Below are 17,298 nucleotides of genomic sequence, written 5' to 3' on the forward strand. Positions count from 1 at the left end.
CAACCGTGATCACCCGCCTCTCCCGACTGTTCCTCCGTACGTTGCGCGACGATCCCGCCGACGCCGAGGTGCCCAGCCACAAGCTGCTGGTGCGCGCCGGCTATGTGCGCCGGATCGCGCCGGGTGTGTACTCGTGGCTGCCGCTGGGCCTGCGGGTGCTGCACAAGGTGGAGGAGGTGGTGCGCGAGGAGATGAACGCCATCGGCGCGCAGGAGATCTCGCTACCGGCGCTGCTGCCGCGCGACCCCTACGAGGCCACCAACCGCTGGACCGAATACGGTGACGCCCTGTTCCGGCTGCGGGACCGCAAGGGTGCGGATTATCTGCTGGGCCCCACCCACGAGGAACTGTTCACCCTCACCGTGAAGGGTGAGTACAACTCCTACAAGGACCTGCCGGTCACCCTGTACCAGATCCAGGCCAAGTACCGCGACGAGGAACGGCCCCGGGCCGGCATCCTGCGAGGCCGCGAATTCATCATGAAGGACTCCTACTCCTTCGATCTGGACGAGGACGGCCTGAAGGCCAGCTACACGGCGCACCGCGAGGCCTACCAGCGCATCTTCGACAGGCTCGGCGTGAAGTACGTGATCGTCGCCGCGACCTCCGGCGCCATGGGCGGCAGTGCCTCCGAGGAGTTCCTGGCCGACAGCCCGGTCGGCGAGGACACCTATGTGGTGTGCCGGGAATCCGGGTACGCCGCGAATGTGGAGGCCGTGGTCACCCCCGCGCCCGAGCCGCTGCCCCTCGCGGGGCAGCCCGAGGCGCAGGTCCACGACACCCCCGACACCCCTACCATCGCGACCCTGGTGGACTGGGCGAACGGTGCGGGAATCGCCGAACGCTACGGCCGCCCGGTCACCGCCGCGGACACGCTGAAGAACGTCATGGTGAAACTGCGGTATCCCGACGGGAAGACCGAGATCGTCGGTATCGGGGTGCCCGGTGATCGCGAGGTCGACGACAAGCGTCTCGGCGCGTCGGTCGAACCGGCCGAGGTGGAACTGCTCACCGACGCCGATTTCGCTGCCAACCCCTTCCTGGTGAAGGGCTATATCGGCCCGAAGGGGCTGCAGACCAACGGTATCCGCTACCTGGTCGATCCGCGGGTGGTCACCGGGACCTCCTGGATCACCGGCGCCGACGCGCCCGGCAAACATGTCGTCGGCCTGGTGTGCGGCCGTGATTTCACCCCGGACGGCACCATCGAGGCCGCGCAGGTGCGCGACGGGGATATGTCGCCCGACGGCCGTGGCCCGCTGGTCTCGGCGCGCGGTATCGAGATCGGCCACATCTTCCAGCTCGGTTACAAGTACACCGATGCCTTCGAGGTCGATGTGCTGGGGGAGAACGGTAAACCGGTGCGGCTCGTGATGGGGTCCTACGGGATCGGCGTCTCGCGCATGGTGGCGGTCATCGCCGAACAGCAGCACGACGACAAGGGTCTGCGCTGGCCGTCCGAGGTCGCGCCGTACGACGTGCATGTGGTGATCGCCAACAAGGACGAAGCGGCCCGAGCCGGGGCCGAGGAAGTGGTGTCGGCACTGGACGCGCAGGGCCTGGACATCCTCTTCGACGATCGCACCGCCTCGCCGGGGGTGAAGTTCAAGGACGCCGAACTGCTCGGTATGCCGTACGTGCTGGTGATCGGCCGGGGCTGGGCCGAGGGCAAGGTGGAGCTGCGCGATCGATTCACCGGGGAGACCCGCGACGTTCCCGCCGAATCAGCGGTCGAGGCGGTGCTCGCCCGGGTCCGCGGCTGACCCGTCGCTTCCTCGCCGGGCGGGCCGGCCTTGTGTGGCCTGCTCGGCGAGCTGGAGTGCGGCCGCCCGTGTCGCGGCCGCGGCGGTCTGCTCGCCGGTGATGGAAAAGCTGATGATCGCGCCCTCGTGCAGGCTCAGCAGCTGCACCGCGAGCCGGTCCGGGTCCGTGACCCCCGCCGCCGTGGCCAACTGCCGGAAGAGGTCGCGTAGCCAGGTCTTCTCGTCCACGATCACCCGCCGGCCCGGGTGGTCGGGTTCGGGCAGTTCGGCGAAGGCGTTGATGAAGCCGCAGCCACGGCTGTTGCCGGGCAGCCATTCCGGGAGAACGTCGAAGGGCACCAGTAGCCGCCGGATCGGATCGGTGTGCCCGGCCAGGTGGTCGGCGATCCGAGCGCGCCAGCGCCGGTCACGATCTTCGAGATAGGTGACGAGCAGACCGTCCTTGGAACCGAAGCGGTCGTACAGGGTGCGTTTGGTGACGCCGGATTCGGCGGCGATCGTATCGACGCCGACGGCATGGATACCGCGCGAGTAGAACAGTTCGGCGGCGGTGTCCAGGATGCGCCGGGCCGCCGGGGTGAGTGCCGGTTGCGCCCTGTCCGTCGTGCCGGTCATACGCACCTCCTTGCCTTCACAGGTCTGTGTACTTATCGTATAGGACTACGGACTTTACAGATCTGTGTAGTGGAGGTCGGTATGCGGCGGATGATGCGTGGTCTGGTGCGGTTCGCACGCGATTTCGCGCTGGGAATACACACGGCCCACGGGATACGGCACGGCGTAGTGCGCCCCGAGGGCGCGCGGGAGCCGGCCGCGGAGACGGCGGAGGAAGGCCGGGTGTGGGCGATGCGGGGTGGGTCGGTGGTCGCCGGCTGTGGGCTCGGATGGCCGAATTCCGTGGCGTCCGGGAGCTGAGTGGCCGGGGCAGGTGCGCCACCGGGTTCGGCCGCCCCGGCACCGTGGTCGAGCACATCACCCGCCTGCGCGACGATCTGCGACCGGACTGGGCCCGGCCGGCGCAACCCGGCGGGGCCTACCGGGGGGAGATCACCGGCGAACCCTCCTACGCGGTGGACATTCGTCCGTCCAGCCGGCACGGTGACCACAACTACGCGGCGATCCTGGCCGGTGTGGGCCGCGTGGTCAACGCCATATCGGCCGTGGTGGCCGCCGAACCGGGCATCCGAACCACCGGTGACCTGCCGTTGTACACCGGCCCGGGGCTCGCGGCTCTCGGCTGACCGAGTGGTCCTTCCTGCGGATTCGGCGGCGATCCGGCAACCCACCTAAGCTCGGATGCCGGAGCGTACGAGTCGCTGGCTCGGCGCCGAACATCCAGGGAAGGTGCTGTATGTATGAGCCCGAACGGTCCGGCCATCGCGAGCCGAACCTGACCGAATTGCGCGAACGGGCCGCGCACGGCGATTCCGACGCCGTCGCGCAACTGCTGGATATCGGGGACGAACGCACCGATGCCGTGGATTTGAGCGAGTACGACCTCGGCGTGGATACCGAGCACAACGCCGAGGCCGACAAGTAGGACTCACTCGTGGAAAACCGTCGCCGACCCGGCCGGAGCACCGATCTCACGGTGCTGCGGCCGGGTCGCTTGTAGGGTGGGTCGACATGGGAACCGCTCCGGCACTCACACCGGAGCGAACGTCTATCCGGAGCCCGGCGGCGTTGCCGGCGCACGCGCGGGCCGCGGTGTGGCAGCGGCTGCGCGCCCCCGGCGCCACCGTGCTGTGGTTGGCGGCCGGGCTCATCGCGGCACAGCTGGCGGTACGCGCGTGGGTGACCGCGAACGGATACTTCTACTGGGACGATCTGATCCTGGCCGGCCGGGCGGGGACCCTGCCGCTGCTATCCGGTGATCTGCTGCTGCACGATCACGACGGTCATTTCATGCCGTTGGCCTTCGCGGTGTCCTGGCTGGTCAACGCCGTGGCGCCGCTGAACTGGGGAGTGACGGCGGTGGTGTTGCTGGCCGGTCAGCTGGCGGCCTCGCTGGCGGTGCTGCGCATGCTGCTGGTGCTGCTCGGACGGCGCCGGACACTACTGATCCCCCTGGCTTTCTATCTGTTCTGCCCCCTGACCCTTCCTGCGTTCGCTTGGTGGTCGGCGGCGCTGAACGCCCTACCCCTGCAATTCGCGCTCGCCTGGGTGGTGGGCGACGCGGTGCTCCTGGACCGTACCGGCCGCCGTCGGTACGCGATTTCGGGAGTCCTGGTCACGACGGTGGGGTTGCTGTTCTTCGAAAAAGCGGTCGTGGTGCCGTTCGTGGCATTGGCCGTGGTGCTGCTGCGGCGCTACGTCGACGGGCGCCGCCCGGCCGTGGCGCAGGTGCTGCGACGCGGTGCGGGGCTGTGGGCCGGTGCCGCGGCGGTCCTGGCGCTGTGGACGGTGCTCTATCTGGCGGCCGCCGGGGTGTCGACCGGCGAGGGTGGTTCTGCCGACCTGGCCCATATGCTGCCCCGCGCGGCCTGGGCCGCAGTGGTGACCGCATTGCTGGGTGGGCCGTGGGGCTGGGAACGATGGGTGCCGTCCGCGCCGTGGGCGGTCGCCCCCGGCTGGGCGGTCTGGGCGGCGTGGGCGCTACTGGCCGTCGGGATACTCCTGACCATCCGGGCCCGGCGCGTGGTGTGGCCGGTATGGGTGGCGGCGGTGGTCTACCTACCTGCGGTCCAGATCCCGGTGGTCGTGATGCGGGCGGGGCCCAATACCGTCGACGAACTCATGATGTCGCTGCGTTACCTGGCCGATGCCGCGGTAATCCTCACCGCCGCGGGGGCGCTGATCTTACGGGCCTTCGTACGTGGCCGGGCGGCGGGCGGCACCCCGCGGGGACAGGCGTCGGAATACCGGCGGAGCGGCCGGTGGCGTGGACCTGTGCCGGCGACCGTCGTGGTGGCGGTGTTCGCGCTGAGCAGCCTGTGGTCCACCTACACTTTTACCCGTAGCTGGTCCGAGAACCCGACGAAAACTTATGTGACCACGGTGAAATCCGAGTTCGCGCACTGGGACGGTACCGCGCTGCTCGCTCAGGAGGTGCCGTGGAACGTGTTGAATCCGACGGCGCATCCCGAGAACGAGGCGGGGCGGGTGCTCTCGTCGATCGCCCCGCCCGGCGCCTTCGCCGACGCCACCGACCGCCTGCGCATGATCACCGACTCCGGCCGATTCACCGACGCCGAGGTGTGGTGGAATCGTGGCATCCGGCCCGGTCCGGAGCCGGGCTGCGGTTACCGGATCGGCGGGAATCTTCCGGTCCGGGTCCCCCTCGACGGCCCCATGATCGCGCACGAGTGGACCGCGCAGCTCAACTATTTCGCAGATCGGGACGCGACTCTCATCGTGGGCCTGGAACGTGGTGACCGGGTCGAGGCGCCGGTACGGGCCGGCCTCAACACCGTCTACGTGCGGATCGCCGGCAGCGGTTCGGCACTGATCATCCGCAACAGGACCCCGGGCTCGGTGGTGTGCGTGGGCACCGGTCCGGTCGGAGTCGCGTCGTACCCGTAGCGAGGTCGCGCGCCGCGCTCGCGGCCCGCGTGCCCCGCCCCCTGCTGTCGAAGACGCTTCGCGGGTATGTCTTCCCACTCCCGGTGGTAACGGCCGGGAGTGACGGTGGTTACGTGTCGGATGTCGTGTGGTGTCCGGGCCCACGGCCGAACTGCCGAATTGTTCCGTGTCGGCGGCGTGGGGTTTCGTGCACGGTACAGCGGCCGCGGTCGCGACTGCCGGGCGATGGTGAAGTGAGGCGGTGACGATGACCGAGGACGGTGCCTCCGTGGACTCCGTCACCGGGGAGTTGGCTATCAGACTCGGGGTGGTCGGTGGGTACGCCGGGGAGGCGATGCGCCGCGGCGTGCGGGACGCGGCCGGTGGTGCGCAGACGATCGCTTCGCTGGTGCAGGCGGATACGGCGGCCGCGCAGCGCGTCGAGCCGGCCGATATCGCCGCCCCGGACGCGCCCGGACCCGCGAAACCCCCGGCCCCGGCGGAGCGCGCCCTCCCGGAAGCGGAGCGTCCGCTCCAAGCGGAAAAGCGTTCCCCCTCGAACGATGAGCTCCCCGAAGCCGGTGCGGCCGATCACGATCCGGGCTCCCGTGACCGGTCGGCGGCCGGCGATTCTCCGAAATCCACGGCCACTGGTGCAGCGGTAGGCGACCGGCACGCTCCGGACCCGGCCGCGACACCGCACGCGGCGGCCGAGGCGCACCCGGGCCCGGACACCGCTGCCCCGGCCCCGGAACCACCCGGGACCGCCACCCACCCGTCGGACCCGGGGCAGCAACCGTCGGACCGGGGGCGACAACCGGAGGTGCCGGGGCAGCAGCAACCGGCGGTGCCGGCCCCCGCGGCGGACGACCGGCCCCGGGCCGACGCCACGCTGCCGCCGGGCGAGCCCATCGCCGCGGCGACCGGGCACCAGACCCCGTGGACTCCCGCGGGAGCGGAGCAGGCATCCGGCCATACACCCGGGCCCACACCGTGGAACTCGGGGGCGGGCTCGTCGATGCCCTACCTTCCCGGTATGCCGGGCGGCGGACTGGGATCCCTCACTCCACAGGAACGCCCACCGCGGGGCAGCGCCCCCTGGTCGCGTGGCCGCGGCAGTCAGGAGGAGACGGTCTTCCCACGGCCACGGCCCCGGCCGGACCGGCCGGCCTCGACCAACCGTACGGAATGGGCGCCGCCCTGATCCGGTACCGGATCAGGGCTGTCCGGGAAACGCGGTGGTCGACGGGGCGATACCGGCGACCGCCTGCCAGACGGCTCGCCGTCCGGCCGCTTCGGTGAGTGCTTCCAGACCGGTGCGCCGGATGAGCTCGGTACCGGCGCGTTCGATCACCGAGCGCCAGGCCACGGCGGTATCGGTTTCCACCACGACGGCCAGCCGTGCTGCCGACGCCGGGTCGGTGACCTCGACGGGCACCGTGTAGGCGGGCTCGGGGGGTGGTGCGGCTGCCCCGTCGCCGGTGAGGAGATCGACGGTGCCGTCCCGGCGGGCGCGGTGCGCGGCGGTGTGCTCGTTGACCGTGCGCCGCAGTTCCAAGCTCGAATGGGCGGCGATCAAGCCGTAGGCGTAGACCGCCCCGTATTCGGCGTCGAGGGCTTCCCGCAGTGCCTGCTGTTCGGTGCCGCTCATGCCAGCAGCACCCCCACCTGGACCGCACAGGCGGCACTGATCGAGGCGAGCAGCCCCGCCCGGTAGCCGGACTGGGTGACGGCCAGATCGGACGCGGCTCGCTGCGAAGCCGTGAGCTGATCGCGCAGCGCGGCGATACTCGGCGGCGCGTCCGGAGCCGGAGTCGTGGTGGGCGCCGGGGTGCGTACGGCGGGGGTCGTACCGTCGCCGTAGACACCGATCGCCCGGTCGATCTCGGTGCGCAGGGCCGCTGCGTGCGCGGTGCGTTCCGCGGCGATGACGGTGAGCGCGTCCGTGCGTTGCGGCTCGATCGCGATGGCGGCGGTGGCCGCCGCGGCGTCGCTGCGGGCCGAGAATTCTTGAGCGACCAGTACATCCGGTTCGGTGATCGGATCTTCCGCGCAAGCGGCCAGGGCGCCGACGGTGAACAACCCGACCGTGCCGCCGCCCGCGACCCGTAGCGCGGCACGGCGATTCATCCGGCGGGCGCTACCCGGCCGGTCGGGGGAGGGGCCGCGGGGACACCCGGCCGCGGGCCGGTCGGTAACGCGCTCGGTCACCGGACCATCGTGCCAGACCGGGCCTGCCACCCGGCTGCGGGCACCACCGCACGGACTTACCGGCGACCGCTGGTCCTTTACCTTCTCCGGGCGCGTTACGCTAGGTCACCGGCACAGAACATTTCCGTCCGCGTGACAACTGAACCAGGAGCTGCCCATATGCCCATGCCGACCGAGGAGAGGGTGAGCCGGCTCGTCGCCGGACTCGTCGCCGGTCGAGGATTCGATCTCGAGGGCGTCGAGGTTTCGACCGCGGCGGGCCAGACCCGGGTACGGGTTATCGTGGACAGTGACCGCAGCGCCGACCTGGACAGTATCGCCGAACTCAGCGCGCAGGTGTCGGCTTGCCTCGACGACGCGGACGACGAATTCGAGGCCGCCCGGTACCTGCTCGAGGTGACCACTCCCGGGATCGACCGCCCGCTCACGGCCCCCCGGCACTGGCGCCGCGCTCGCGGCCGCAAGGCCGAGATCACCTTGAAACCGGGCGTCGCGCCTCCCGAGCCCGGGCTGCCGACGCGCTTCACCGCCCGGATCGGTGTTCTCGACGACGACCGGATCGCGCTGGTACTGAGTGGTAAACCCGGACCGCGCCTGGTGAGCGTCGGTCTGGCCGATATCGCGCGCGCCGTGGTGGAGGTGGAGTTCTCCGCACCGAACGCGCGCGAACTCGAACTCGCCGGGGGCGTCGCCGCCGGCCGCCCACCCGCGGGAGTGGACGCCGCGGAGCCCACCGGAACTGCTGTCGCCGCGTCCGATTCGACCGAAGGGACCATGGAATGAACATCGAAATCGAAGCCCTGCGCGCCATCGTGGCGGATAAAGGGATCTCGATCGAAACCGTGATCTCCGCGATCGAATCCGCACTGCTCACCGCCTATAAGCACACCGAGGGCCATCAACCCAACGCCCGGGTCGAGATCAATCAGCGCACCGGAGTCGTGCGGGTGCTGGCCACCGAACTCGACGCCGACGGCAATGTGATCTCCGAATGGGACGACACCCCGGAGGGTTTCGGCCGGATCGCCGCCACTACCGCCCGGCAGGTCGTGCTGCAGCGGTTGCGCGATGCCGAGAACGAGAAATCGTTCGGCGAGTTCTCGACTCATGAGGGCGATATCGTCGGCGGCGTGGTGCAGCGCGATGCGCGCGCCAATGCCCGCGGCACGGTGGTGGTGCGGATCGGTAGCGAGTTGCACGGGACCGAGGGACTGATCCCGTCCGCCGAACAGGTGCCCGGCGAGAGCTACGAGCACGGCGACCGGATCAAGTGCTACGTGGTGGGGGTGTCGCGGGGCCCGCGGGGTCCGCAGATCACACTGTCGCGGACCCATCCCAATCTGGTCCGGCGGCTGTTCGCCCTCGAAGTGCCCGAGATCGCGGACGGGTCGGTGGAGATCGTGGCGGTGGCCCGGGAGGCGGGGCACCGGTCCAAGATCGCGGTACGTTCCACGGTGTCCGGGGTGAACGCCAAGGGCGCCTGTATCGGTCCGATGGGGCAGCGGGTGCGCAATGTGATGAGCGAACTGGCCGGGGAGAAGATCGACATCATCGATTACGCCGATGATCCGGCTACCTTCGTCGGTAATGCGCTCTCGCCGTCGAAAGTGGTTTCCGTCACAGTTGTGGACCCGGATGCCCGGGCGGCCCGGGTGGTCGTCCCCGATTTCCAGCTCTCGCTGGCCATCGGCAAGGAGGGGCAGAACGCCCGTCTCGCGGCCCGGCTCACCGGTTGGCGGATCGATATCCGCAGCGACGCGGCCCCGGACGCCGGAGGCGCGGTGCGAACGGAGGCGCATCGCCGGTGACACCCGACGCCGAATCGGAGTCTGCGCGACCGGTGGTTCGCGACCAGCGGACACGCCGCGCCGACTCGGTCCGCGTGCCGTCATCGGGGGCGGGGTTGGAGGGCGCGCGGCGGTCAGCGGTAGAGTGGTACGAGGTTCGGTCCGAGTCTTCGGTTACCGACCGCGAACGCGGCGATGAGTCGGCGGCGCTCCGGCGCCCTGCGACCCCCGTCCGGACGTGTGTCGGTTGCCGGAAACGAGAACCGGCCCCCGAACTGCTGAGGATTGTGGCGGGTGAACGTTCGACCGGCGACGGTACGGACATTGTCACGGTCGTTCCCGATCCGCGGCGCAGACTTTCCGGGCGGGGTGCGTGGCTGCACCCCCTGTCGGCTTGTCTGAGCACAGCGGTCCGGCGCCGAGCGATCGGCAGAGCACTACGAGTGTCCGGACATCTGGATATCTCAGCCGTGGAGCAACACCTCGAGAACAGGCACGAGCACTCATGAGCACACCGTGAAGTACCAACGATGAACGTCCATCGGAGTTAACCCGAGGTCGTGCGGGTCCCCGCCAGCAGGCGGGCGGCACTGCTCGACCTCTCAGTGAGGAGAGCAGTGGCAGGCAAGGCCCGCGTGCACGAGTTGGCCAAAGAACTCGGTGTCACGAGTAAAGAACTACTCGCGAAGCTCAAAGAGCAGGGCGAGTTCGTGAAGTCCGCGTCGTCGACGGTGGAGGCACCCGTCGCGCGTCGACTGCGCGAATCGTTCGCGGCGAAATCCGCCCCGGCGAAATCCGGATCCAACGGATCCAAGACCACCGCGCGTCCCGGCCCCGCGGGCGCGGCGAAACCGGCGGCGCCCGGTCCGCGTCCCGGCCCGCGGATTCCCGCGGCCACGAGCCCGGCCGATACCGCGCCGACCGCCGAGTCCACCGTGGCACCGGCTGCCGGTAACGGGCCGAAACCGGCGGCGCCCGGTCCGCGTCCCGGCCCCGCGGTGAAACCGGGTCCGGCGCCCACCCGGGAGCCCGAGCGCCCCCAGGCGCAGGCCCCGGCGGCCAAACCGGCCACCCCCGGCGCACGTCCGGCCGGCAATGCCCCGCGTCCCGGTCAGCCGCGTCCGGCCGCCCCCGGCCAGAGCCCGGCCCGCCCGGGCCCCAAACCCGGCCCCAAGACCCCGCGCGTGGGCAACAACCCGTTCTCCTCGGCTCCCGAACGTGAGCGCCCCAGCCCGCGTCCGCAGCCGGGCCCCCGCCCGACTCCGGGCCAGGGTGGTCCGCGTCCGGGTCCGGCGCAGGGTGGCCCGCGGCCGCAGGGCGGTCCCCGTCCCGGCCAGAGCGCCCCGCGTCCCGGCCCCGGCGGTCCGCGTCCGGCGGCTGCTCAGGGCGGTCCCCGCCCCGGTGGTCCGCGTCCCAGCCCCAACTCCATGCCGCCGCGTCCGACCCCCGGTGCCATGCCGCAGCGTTCGGCCCGTCCGGGTCCGGCCGCCGGTGGGCGTCCCGGTCGTCCCGGTGGCGGTCCCGGTGGCGGCGGTGGCCGTCCCGGCGGTGGTGGCGGCGGTTACCGCGGTGGCGGTGGCGGTGCCCCCGCGGGCACCGGTGCTCCCGCCGGTGGTGGCGGTTTCCGCGGTCGTCCCGGTGGCGGCGGTGGCCGTCCGGGTGGTCCCGGTGGCCGTGGTGGTGCGGCCGGTGCGTTCGGTCGCCCCGGCGGTGCGCCCCGGCGTGGTCGCAAGTCGAAGCGGCAGAAGCGCCAGGAATACGATTCGATGCAGGCCCCCTCGGTCGGCGGCGTGCGGTTGCCCCGTGGCAACGGTGAGGTGATCCGCCTCGCTCGCGGCGCGTCGCTGTCCGATTTCGCGGAGAAGATCGACGCGAACCCGGCCGCCTTGGTCCAGGCCCTGTTCAACCTGGGCGAAATGGTCACCGCGACCCAGTCGGTCAACGACGAGACCCTCGAGCTGCTCGGCGGCGAGATGAACTACGTCGTGCACGTGGTCAGCCCCGAGGACGAGGACCGCGAGCTGCTGGAATCGTTCGACCTGACCTACGGCGAGGACGAGGGCGGCGAGGAGGACCTCGAGCAGCGTCCGCCCGTGGTCACCGTCATGGGCCACGTCGATCACGGTAAGACCCGACTGCTGGACACCATCCGTAAGGCGAACGTCCGCGAGGGCGAGGCCGGCGGCATCACCCAGCACATCGGCGCCTACCAGGTGCTCACCCATCTGGGCGACGACGACCGGCTCATCACCTTCATCGACACCCCGGGTCACGAGGCGTTCACCGCCATGCGTGCCCGCGGCGCGAAGGCCACCGATATCGCGATCCTGGTGGTCGCCGCCGACGACGGCGTCATGCCGCAGACGGTGGAGGCGATCAACCACGCGCAGGCGGCCGACGTGCCGATCGTGGTGGCGGTCAACAAGATCGACAAGGAAGGCGCGAACCCGGAGAAGATCCGGCAGCAGCTGACCGAGTACGGGCTGGTGGCCGAGGAATACGGCGGCGACACCATGTTCGTCGACATCTCCGCCAAACAGGGCACCAATATCGACGCTCTGCTGGAGGCCGTGCTGCTCACCGCGGACGCCGCGCTCGACTTGCGGGCGAACCCGGAACAGGACGCCCAGGGTGTGGCCATCGAGGCGCATCTGGACCGCGGTCGCGGCCCGGTCGCCACGGTGCTCATCCAGCGCGGCACGCTGCGGGTCGGCGATTCCATCGTCGCCGGCGACGCCTACGGCCGCGTCCGCCGGATGGTCGACGAGCACGGCGTCGATGTCGAGGCTGCCCTGCCGTCGCGGCCGGTGCAGGTGGTCGGTTTCACCTCGGTGCCCGGCGCCGGTGACAACCTGCTGGTGGTGGACGAGGACCGTATCGCCCGCCAGATCGCCGACCGGCGCAACGCGCGTAAGCGCAACGCGCTGGCCGCACGCAGCCGCAAGCGCATCAGCCTGGAAGATCTGGATGCCGCGCTGAAGGAAACCAGCGAGTTGAACCTCATCCTCAAGGGTGACAACTCCGGTACCGTCGAGGCGCTCGAAGAGGCCTTGCTCGGGATCCAGATCGACGACGAGGTCCGGCTGCGGGTCATCGACCGCGGTGTCGGTGGTGTCACCGAGACGAACGTGAACCTGGCGTCGGCGTCGAACGCGATCATCATCGGGTTCAATGTCCGGGCCGAGGGCAAGGCGACCGAACTCGCCAACCGCGAAGGCGTGGATATCCGGTACTACTCGGTGATCTACCAGGCCATCGACGAGATCGAGAGCGCGCTCAAGGGCATGCTCAAGCCCATCTACGAAGAGGTGGAGCTGGGCCGGGCCGAGATCCGCGCCATCTTCCGCTCCTCGAAGATCGGTCTCATCGCCGGCTGCATGGTCACCTCGGGCAGCGTCAAGCGCAATGCGAAGGCCCGTCTGCTGCGCGACAACGTGGTGATCGCCGAATCCACGACGATCAACTCGTTGCGCCGGGAGAAGGACGATGCCACCGAGGTCCGCGAGGGCTTCGAATGCGGTATGACGCTGACCTACTCCGATATCAAGGAAGGCGACATCATCGAGGCCTACGAGTTGCGCGAGAAGCCGCGCGACTGAGCTGATGCGGACCGGGCGGAATTCCACCGCCCGGTCCGGTCATCGATATCGGCACAGCGGCGAACCGGCCCGTAGGGCGGTCCCGCCGGGCCGGAATGTCGCTATAACTGGGAGGTTGCGTGTACCTGGGTGCACTCGAATTCGACATCCTGCTGGGTGATGTGCACTCGTTGAAGGAGAAGCGTTCGGTGATCCGGCCGATTCTGGCCGAACTCCAGCGCTTCGGGGTGAGCACCGCCGAGGCGGGGGAACACGACCGGTATCGCCGCACCCTGCTCGGGGTGGCGATGGTGTCGGCCGGAATGGACCATCTGACGGCCGTGCTGGATCGATGCGAACGGCATGTCGCGGCACGCCCGGAGTTACAGTTGCTGGCAGTACGCCGGCGCGTCTTCGGGCCCGAGGACTGACCGGCCGCGAGTGATATCAGCGGTGGCCGCGGTCCGCGCGGCACTGTCGTGCGGACCGTCCCACCGTCGCTGAACAGGGAAAGGAGCGGCCATGGTGGATCAAGCCAGGGCACGCCGGCTCGCCAAGCGGATCTCCGCGATCGTAGCCACGGCAATCGAATACGAAATCAAGGATCCGCGGCTGCGTTTCGTCACCGTCACCGATGCGCGCGTGACCGGTGATCTGCACGATGCGACGATCTTCTACACAGTGATGGGCGAAACCGTCGACGCCGAACCAGACTACGCGGCCGCAGCCGCCGGCCTCGAGAAGGCAAAAGGGGTGCTGCGGTCCAAGGTGGGCGCCGGCACCGGGGTGAAATTCACCCCGACCCTCGGCTTCGTGCTCGATACCGTGCCCGACGCGGCGCGCCAGATGGAGGATCTGCTGGCGCGGGCGCGGGCCGCCGACGACGAAGTCGCGCGGGTGGCCGCCGAGGCCACCCCGGCGGGCGAGGCGGACCCGTACAAAGCCCCCCGCGACGACGACTGAGTCGCCGATATGACCACAACCGGTGCCGCTGCCGATTTCACCGCGGCCGTCGGGGCGCTGGACAGTGCGCGTTCGGTGACCGTCCTGTGTCATATCCAGCCCGACGCCGATACCCTCGGCAGCGGTCTGGCGCTGGCTGCGGTACTGGACCGCCGCGGTGTTCCGGTACGGGTGTCGTTCGCCGAACCGGCCGAGCCGGCCGCCGGACTGCGCACCCTGCCGGGGTTGCGGTTCCTGGTGCCGCCCACCGAGGTGCCGGCCGAGGTGGATCTGCTGGTCACGGTGGACTGCGGCAGCGTGGGCCGGCTCGGCGCACTTGCCGACCGGCTGCCCGGCGCGTCGCGCACGTTGGTGATCGACCATCATCGGTCCAACACCCGGTTCGGGGAGATCAACCTGATCGATCCCGACGCGGTGTCCACCGCCAGCGTGATCACGGCGCTACTGGACGCATGGGGGGAGCCCATCGATGCCGGAATCGCCCACTGCCTGTTCGCCGGGCTGGCCACCGACAGCGGGTCGTTCCGCTGGGTGACCCCCGGGACCCATGCGTTGGCCGAACGGTTGCTGGGCACCGGTATCGACGGTGCCGCCATCACCCGCACCCTGATGGACACCCATCCGTTCGCCTGGCTGCAGATGTTGTCGACGGTGCTCGCCTCGGCCCGGCTGGATCGCGCGGCGTGCGGCGGAACCGGGCTGGTCGCGGCTTTCGTCCTGGCCACCGATCTCGCGGAAGTGCGCCAGGAAGAGGCCGAGAGTGTGGTCGATATCGTGCGTGCGACCGCGGAGGCCGGTATCGCGGCCGTTTTCAAAGAGGCCCCGCCCACCGACGGACGGCGCCGCTGGACGGTATCGCTGCGGTCCAAGGACAGCGGGTCCGGTACCGGCGACGGCGCCGATGTCGCCGCGGTGGCCGCGGGGCTGGGCGGTGGCGGCCATCGCTACGCGGCCGGGTACACGACCTACGGCGAGCCGGCGGAAATTCTGGCGCAGTTGCGCACCGCCCTGGGCTAGCTCGCGAGCCACTCGACAGTTGAGGAGGCGCCCCCCTGCGCGCCCCGGGCCACCGGGCGCGTTCGCACGGCGCGAGTACGGATGGGAAGCCGACGATGCACACGGAGCTGACCGGGTCACCGGCCCCGGCGGTGGAGGCCGGGCCCCGGCGGATCCTGGGTCTGGCGCTGCCGACCCTGGGTGTGCTGGTGGCCGAACCGATCTACCTGCTGTTCGATCTCGCGGTGGTGGGCAGGCTGGGAGCGTCGGCGCTCGCGGGGCTGGCCGTCGGCGGCCTGATCCTCGCCCAGGTCAGTTCTCAGCTGACCTTCCTCGCCTACGGGACGACCGCCCGCTCGGCGCGCCGGCACGGCGCGGGGGACGAACCGGGAGCGGTCGCGGAGGGCGTACAGGCGAGCTGGCTGGCCGGCGGTATCGGGCTGGTGATAGTGCTGGTGGCGCAGGTGGCCGCGGTGCCGGTCGCCGGAGCCGTTGCGGGGGATGCGCAGATCGCGGCCGAGGCGCTGGCCTGGCTGCGGATCGCCCTGTTCGGGGTGCCGCTGATCCTGCTGTCCATGGCCGGGAACGGGTGGATGCGGGGTGTGCAGCAGACGCGGCGCCCCCTCACCTACGTGGTGCTCGGGCTGGGCCTGTCGGCGGTGCTGTGCCCGCTGCTGGTCCACGGCCTCGCCGGGCTGCCGCGGCTGGGACTGCCGGGTTCCGCGGTGGCCAATGTCGTGGGTCAGGCGGTGACGGGCGGGCTGTTCCTGAGCGCGCTCGTCCGGGCCCGGGTGCCGCTCGCGCCGCGGCTGCCGGTGATGTGGGCCCAGCTGGTGCTGGGCCGTGACCTGATTGCCCGCAGTCTCGCCTTCCAGGCGTGTTTCGTTTCGGCCGCCGCCGTCGCGTCCCGGTTCGGGGCGGCGTCGGTGGCGGCGCATCAGCTGGTCCTGCAACTGTGGAATTTCCTCGCGCTCACGCTGGATTCCCTGGCCATCGCGGCGCAGACGCTGGTGGGTTCGGCGCTGGGCGCCCGGAACGCGGCGGGAGCGCGGGCGGTGGCCCGTCGGGTGACCGGCTGGTCGGAGATATTCGCGCTGGGCCTGGCGGCCGCCTTCGCAGCGGGCGCGGTGCTGATTCCGCCGCTGTTCACCACCGACGCGGCGGTCCTGGACCGGACCGGCGTCGTGTGGTGGTACTTCGTGGCCATGATTCCGGTGGCCGGGGTGGTCTTCGCGCTGGACGGGGTGCTGCTGGGCGCGGGGGACGCCGCCTATCTGCGCACCACGACCCTGGGGGCGGCCCTGGTCGGTTTCCTGCCGGCGATCTGGTTGTCGCTGGCCTTCGATTGGGGGATCGGCGGAATCTGGTGCGGCCTGATCGCGTTCATGCTGTTGCGGCTGGCGGCGGTGAGCGCGCGGGCGCTGTCGGGGCGCTGGATCCGTGTCGGTGCCGTAATCCCGTCGTGAGCGGGTAACACGCGGCTGGTCCGGTACGGAGGTGCCGGGCGACGTAGGCGATATGCGAAGGTGGGTGTGGTGATACCCAAGTTGATGGCGGTGAGCGATATCCATGTCGGTCACCAGGGCAACAAACCGGTGGTCGAGGAGATCCGTCCCGATTCCCCGGAGGACTGGTTGATCGTCGCCGGCGATGTCGCCGAACGCAGCGACGATATCCGCTGGGCGTTGAAACTGCTGCGGGAGCGGTTCGCCACCGTGATCTGGGTGCCCGGCAACCACGAACTGTGGACCACCGCCAAGGACCCCGTGCAGATGCACGGGGTGGCGCGTTACGACTACCTGGTCTCGATGTGCCGGGATCTGGACGTGCTCACCCCGGAGGATCCGTTCCCGGTATGGACCGGCGCGGGAGCCGAGGCGCACGGCGGCGCGGTGACCATCGCTCCGCTGTTCCTGCTCTACGACTACTCGTTCCGGCCCGAGGGCGCCCGCACCAAGGCCGAGGGACTGGCCATCGCCCGGGAGCGCAATGTGGTGGCCACCGACGAATTCCTGCTGTCGCCGGACCCCTACCTCACCCGCGACGCCTGGTGCGAGGCCCGGCTGCGCGCGACCCGGCGCAAGCTCGACACCCTTCCCGAGGGCACCCCGCTGGTCTTGATCAACCATTTCCCGCTGCTACGCGAGCCCACGGATATGCTCTGGTACCCCGAGTTCGCGCTGTGGTGCGGAACCGAGCAGACCGCCGACTGGCATACCCGCTACAACGTGCTCTGCGCGGTCTACGGACATCTGCACATCCCGCGGACCACCTTCCATGACGGGGTCCGGTTCGAGGAGGTCTCGCTCGGCTATCCGCGGGAATGGCAAAAGCGCGGTAAGCCGGACAACCTGCTGCGCCAGATCCTGCCCGACCCGAAGTACGCCCCCGGCGATCTGAACGAGTGGGGCGGCCACTTCCGGGTCACACCCGAGATGGCGGCCGCCGCGGCGGAGATGCGGGCCAAGGCGCAGCGGCGGCGGGGGTTCGACTGAGATG

Annotated in this window: 16 protein-coding genes and 1 pseudogene; 14 read left to right on the plus strand and 3 right to left on the minus strand. The window is 70.3% G+C overall.

All coding sequences use genetic code 11. The features are described 5' to 3' along the window. The first annotated feature begins 5 nt into the window (after nucleotides 1-5). Nucleotides 6-1,763: a proline--tRNA ligase gene (locus tag NS4_RS12705; protein ID WP_063059777.1), complete on the plus strand. Its 1,758-nt coding sequence runs from the start codon at nucleotides 6-8 to the stop codon at nucleotides 1,761-1,763. Here the strand turns inward: NS4_RS12705 and NS4_RS12710 are convergent. After that, nucleotides 1,725-2,378 carry a TetR/AcrR family transcriptional regulator gene (locus tag NS4_RS12710; protein ID WP_063059727.1) on the minus strand — a complete coding sequence of 218 codons (654 nt, stop codon included), beginning with the start codon at nucleotides 2,376-2,378 and terminating at the stop codon, nucleotides 1,725-1,727. The two genes, NS4_RS12705 and NS4_RS12710, sit on opposite strands and share 39 nt — an antisense overlap. A gap of 329 nt (nucleotides 2,379-2,707) precedes the next feature. On the opposite strand from NS4_RS12710, the pseudogene NS4_RS12720 reads away from it, so the two are divergent. The 4 genes and pseudogenes from NS4_RS12720 to NS4_RS12735 all read left to right on the plus strand — a co-directional run. Beyond that, nucleotides 2,708-3,004, plus strand: a pseudogene (locus NS4_RS12720) (diacylglycerol kinase); the annotation flags it as partial. A gap of 110 nt (nucleotides 3,005-3,114) precedes the next feature. Continuing rightward, on the plus strand, nucleotides 3,115-3,303 hold the full coding sequence (locus tag NS4_RS12725) for a hypothetical protein (protein WP_063059730.1): 189 nt from the start codon (nucleotides 3,115-3,117) through the stop codon (nucleotides 3,301-3,303). 86 nt (nucleotides 3,304-3,389) lie between these two features. Continuing rightward, a complete protein-coding gene (locus NS4_RS12730; RefSeq protein ID WP_245665330.1) occupies nucleotides 3,390-5,285 on the plus strand; it encodes a hypothetical protein in 1,896 nt (631 codons plus the stop codon). A gap of 247 nt (nucleotides 5,286-5,532) precedes the next feature. Beyond that, entirely contained in the window at nucleotides 5,533-6,468 is a 936-nt protein-coding gene (locus NS4_RS12735) for a hypothetical protein (protein WP_063059731.1), read from the plus strand. Between the two features lie 12 nt (nucleotides 6,469-6,480). Here the strand turns inward: NS4_RS12735 and NS4_RS12740 are convergent, their stop codons facing one another. After that, nucleotides 6,481-6,915: a ferritin-like domain-containing protein gene (locus NS4_RS12740; protein ID WP_063059732.1), complete on the minus strand. Its 435-nt coding sequence runs from the start codon at nucleotides 6,913-6,915 to the stop codon at nucleotides 6,481-6,483. Further along, entirely contained in the window at nucleotides 6,912-7,475 is a 564-nt protein-coding gene (locus tag NS4_RS12745) for a hypothetical protein (protein ID WP_369690211.1), read from the minus strand. The genes NS4_RS12740 and NS4_RS12745 overlap by 4 nt, the downstream gene beginning before the upstream one ends. 159 nt (nucleotides 7,476-7,634) lie before the next feature. Here NS4_RS12745 and rimP point away from each other — a divergent pair, with 159 nt between their 5' ends. From rimP to NS4_RS12785, 9 genes are all read left to right on the plus strand, one after another. Then, nucleotides 7,635-8,258, plus strand: coding sequence for a ribosome maturation factor RimP (gene rimP / locus NS4_RS12750; RefSeq protein ID WP_063059734.1), 624 nt, complete (start codon nucleotides 7,635-7,637; stop codon nucleotides 8,256-8,258). After that, on the plus strand, nucleotides 8,255-9,283 hold the full coding sequence (nusA, locus tag NS4_RS12755) for a transcription termination factor NusA (RefSeq protein WP_063059735.1): 1,029 nt from the start codon (nucleotides 8,255-8,257) through the stop codon (nucleotides 9,281-9,283). The genes rimP and nusA overlap by 4 nt, the downstream gene beginning before the upstream one ends. Before the next feature lie 266 nt (nucleotides 9,284-9,549). After that, on the plus strand, nucleotides 9,550-9,771 hold the full coding sequence (locus tag NS4_RS33355) for a YlxR family protein (RefSeq protein WP_245665331.1): 222 nt from the start codon (nucleotides 9,550-9,552) through the stop codon (nucleotides 9,769-9,771). A 108-nt stretch (nucleotides 9,772-9,879) separates the two neighbouring features. After that, on the plus strand, nucleotides 9,880-12,861 hold the full coding sequence (gene infB / locus NS4_RS12760) for a translation initiation factor IF-2 (protein ID WP_063059736.1): 2,982 nt from the start codon (nucleotides 9,880-9,882) through the stop codon (nucleotides 12,859-12,861). A 119-nt stretch (nucleotides 12,862-12,980) separates the two neighbouring features. Continuing rightward, entirely contained in the window at nucleotides 12,981-13,271 is a 291-nt protein-coding gene (locus tag NS4_RS12765) for a DUF503 domain-containing protein (protein WP_030521718.1), read from the plus strand. A 91-nt stretch (nucleotides 13,272-13,362) separates the two neighbouring features. Then, nucleotides 13,363-13,803 carry a 30S ribosome-binding factor RbfA gene (gene rbfA / locus NS4_RS12770; RefSeq protein ID WP_063059737.1) on the plus strand — a complete coding sequence of 147 codons (441 nt, stop codon included), beginning with the start codon at nucleotides 13,363-13,365 and terminating at the stop codon, nucleotides 13,801-13,803. 9 nt (nucleotides 13,804-13,812) lie between these two features. Further along, complete coding sequence (locus NS4_RS12775) at nucleotides 13,813-14,820, plus strand: DHH family phosphoesterase (protein WP_063059738.1); 1,008 nt, start codon at nucleotides 13,813-13,815, stop codon at nucleotides 14,818-14,820. Between the two features lie 95 nt (nucleotides 14,821-14,915). Further along, nucleotides 14,916-16,265, plus strand: coding sequence for an MATE family efflux transporter (locus NS4_RS12780; protein WP_063059739.1), 1,350 nt, complete (start codon nucleotides 14,916-14,918; stop codon nucleotides 16,263-16,265). A gap of 69 nt (nucleotides 16,266-16,334) precedes the next feature. After that, nucleotides 16,335-17,294 carry a metallophosphoesterase family protein gene (locus NS4_RS12785; RefSeq protein WP_157106022.1) on the plus strand — a complete coding sequence of 320 codons (960 nt, stop codon included), beginning with the start codon at nucleotides 16,335-16,337 and terminating at the stop codon, nucleotides 17,292-17,294. Nucleotides 17,295-17,298: the final 4 nt, after the last annotated feature.

It is taken from the genome of Nocardia sienata NBRC 100364, assembly GCF_001613205.1.
Taxonomy (GTDB): Bacteria; Actinomycetota; Actinomycetes; order Mycobacteriales; family Mycobacteriaceae; genus Nocardia; species Nocardia sienata.

Bases quoted from the DNA above. Each gene is read 5' to 3' on its own strand.
- rimP (WP_063059734.1), top strand. From the start codon at position 7,635: ATGCCCATGCCGACCGAGGAGAGGGTGAGCCGGCTCGTCGCCGGACTC.
- NS4_RS12735 (WP_063059731.1), top strand. From the start codon at position 5,533: ATGACCGAGGACGGTGCCTCCGTGGACTCCGTCACCGGGGAGTTGGCT.
- NS4_RS12725 (WP_063059730.1), top strand. From the start codon at position 3,115: ATGTATGAGCCCGAACGGTCCGGCCATCGCGAGCCGAACCTGACCGAA.
- NS4_RS12780 (WP_063059739.1), top strand. From the start codon at position 14,916: ATGCACACGGAGCTGACCGGGTCACCGGCCCCGGCGGTGGAGGCCGGG.
- NS4_RS12740 (WP_063059732.1), bottom strand. From the start codon at position 6,915: ATGAGCGGCACCGAACAGCAGGCACTGCGGGAAGCCCTCGACGCCGAA.
- NS4_RS12730 (WP_245665330.1), top strand. From the start codon at position 3,390: ATGGGAACCGCTCCGGCACTCACACCGGAGCGAACGTCTATCCGGAGC.
- nusA (WP_063059735.1), top strand. From the start codon at position 8,255: ATGAACATCGAAATCGAAGCCCTGCGCGCCATCGTGGCGGATAAAGGG.
- rbfA (WP_063059737.1), top strand. From the start codon at position 13,363: ATGGTGGATCAAGCCAGGGCACGCCGGCTCGCCAAGCGGATCTCCGCG.
- NS4_RS12710 (WP_063059727.1), bottom strand. From the start codon at position 2,378: ATGACCGGCACGACGGACAGGGCGCAACCGGCACTCACCCCGGCGGCC.
- NS4_RS12775 (WP_063059738.1), top strand. From the start codon at position 13,813: ATGACCACAACCGGTGCCGCTGCCGATTTCACCGCGGCCGTCGGGGCG.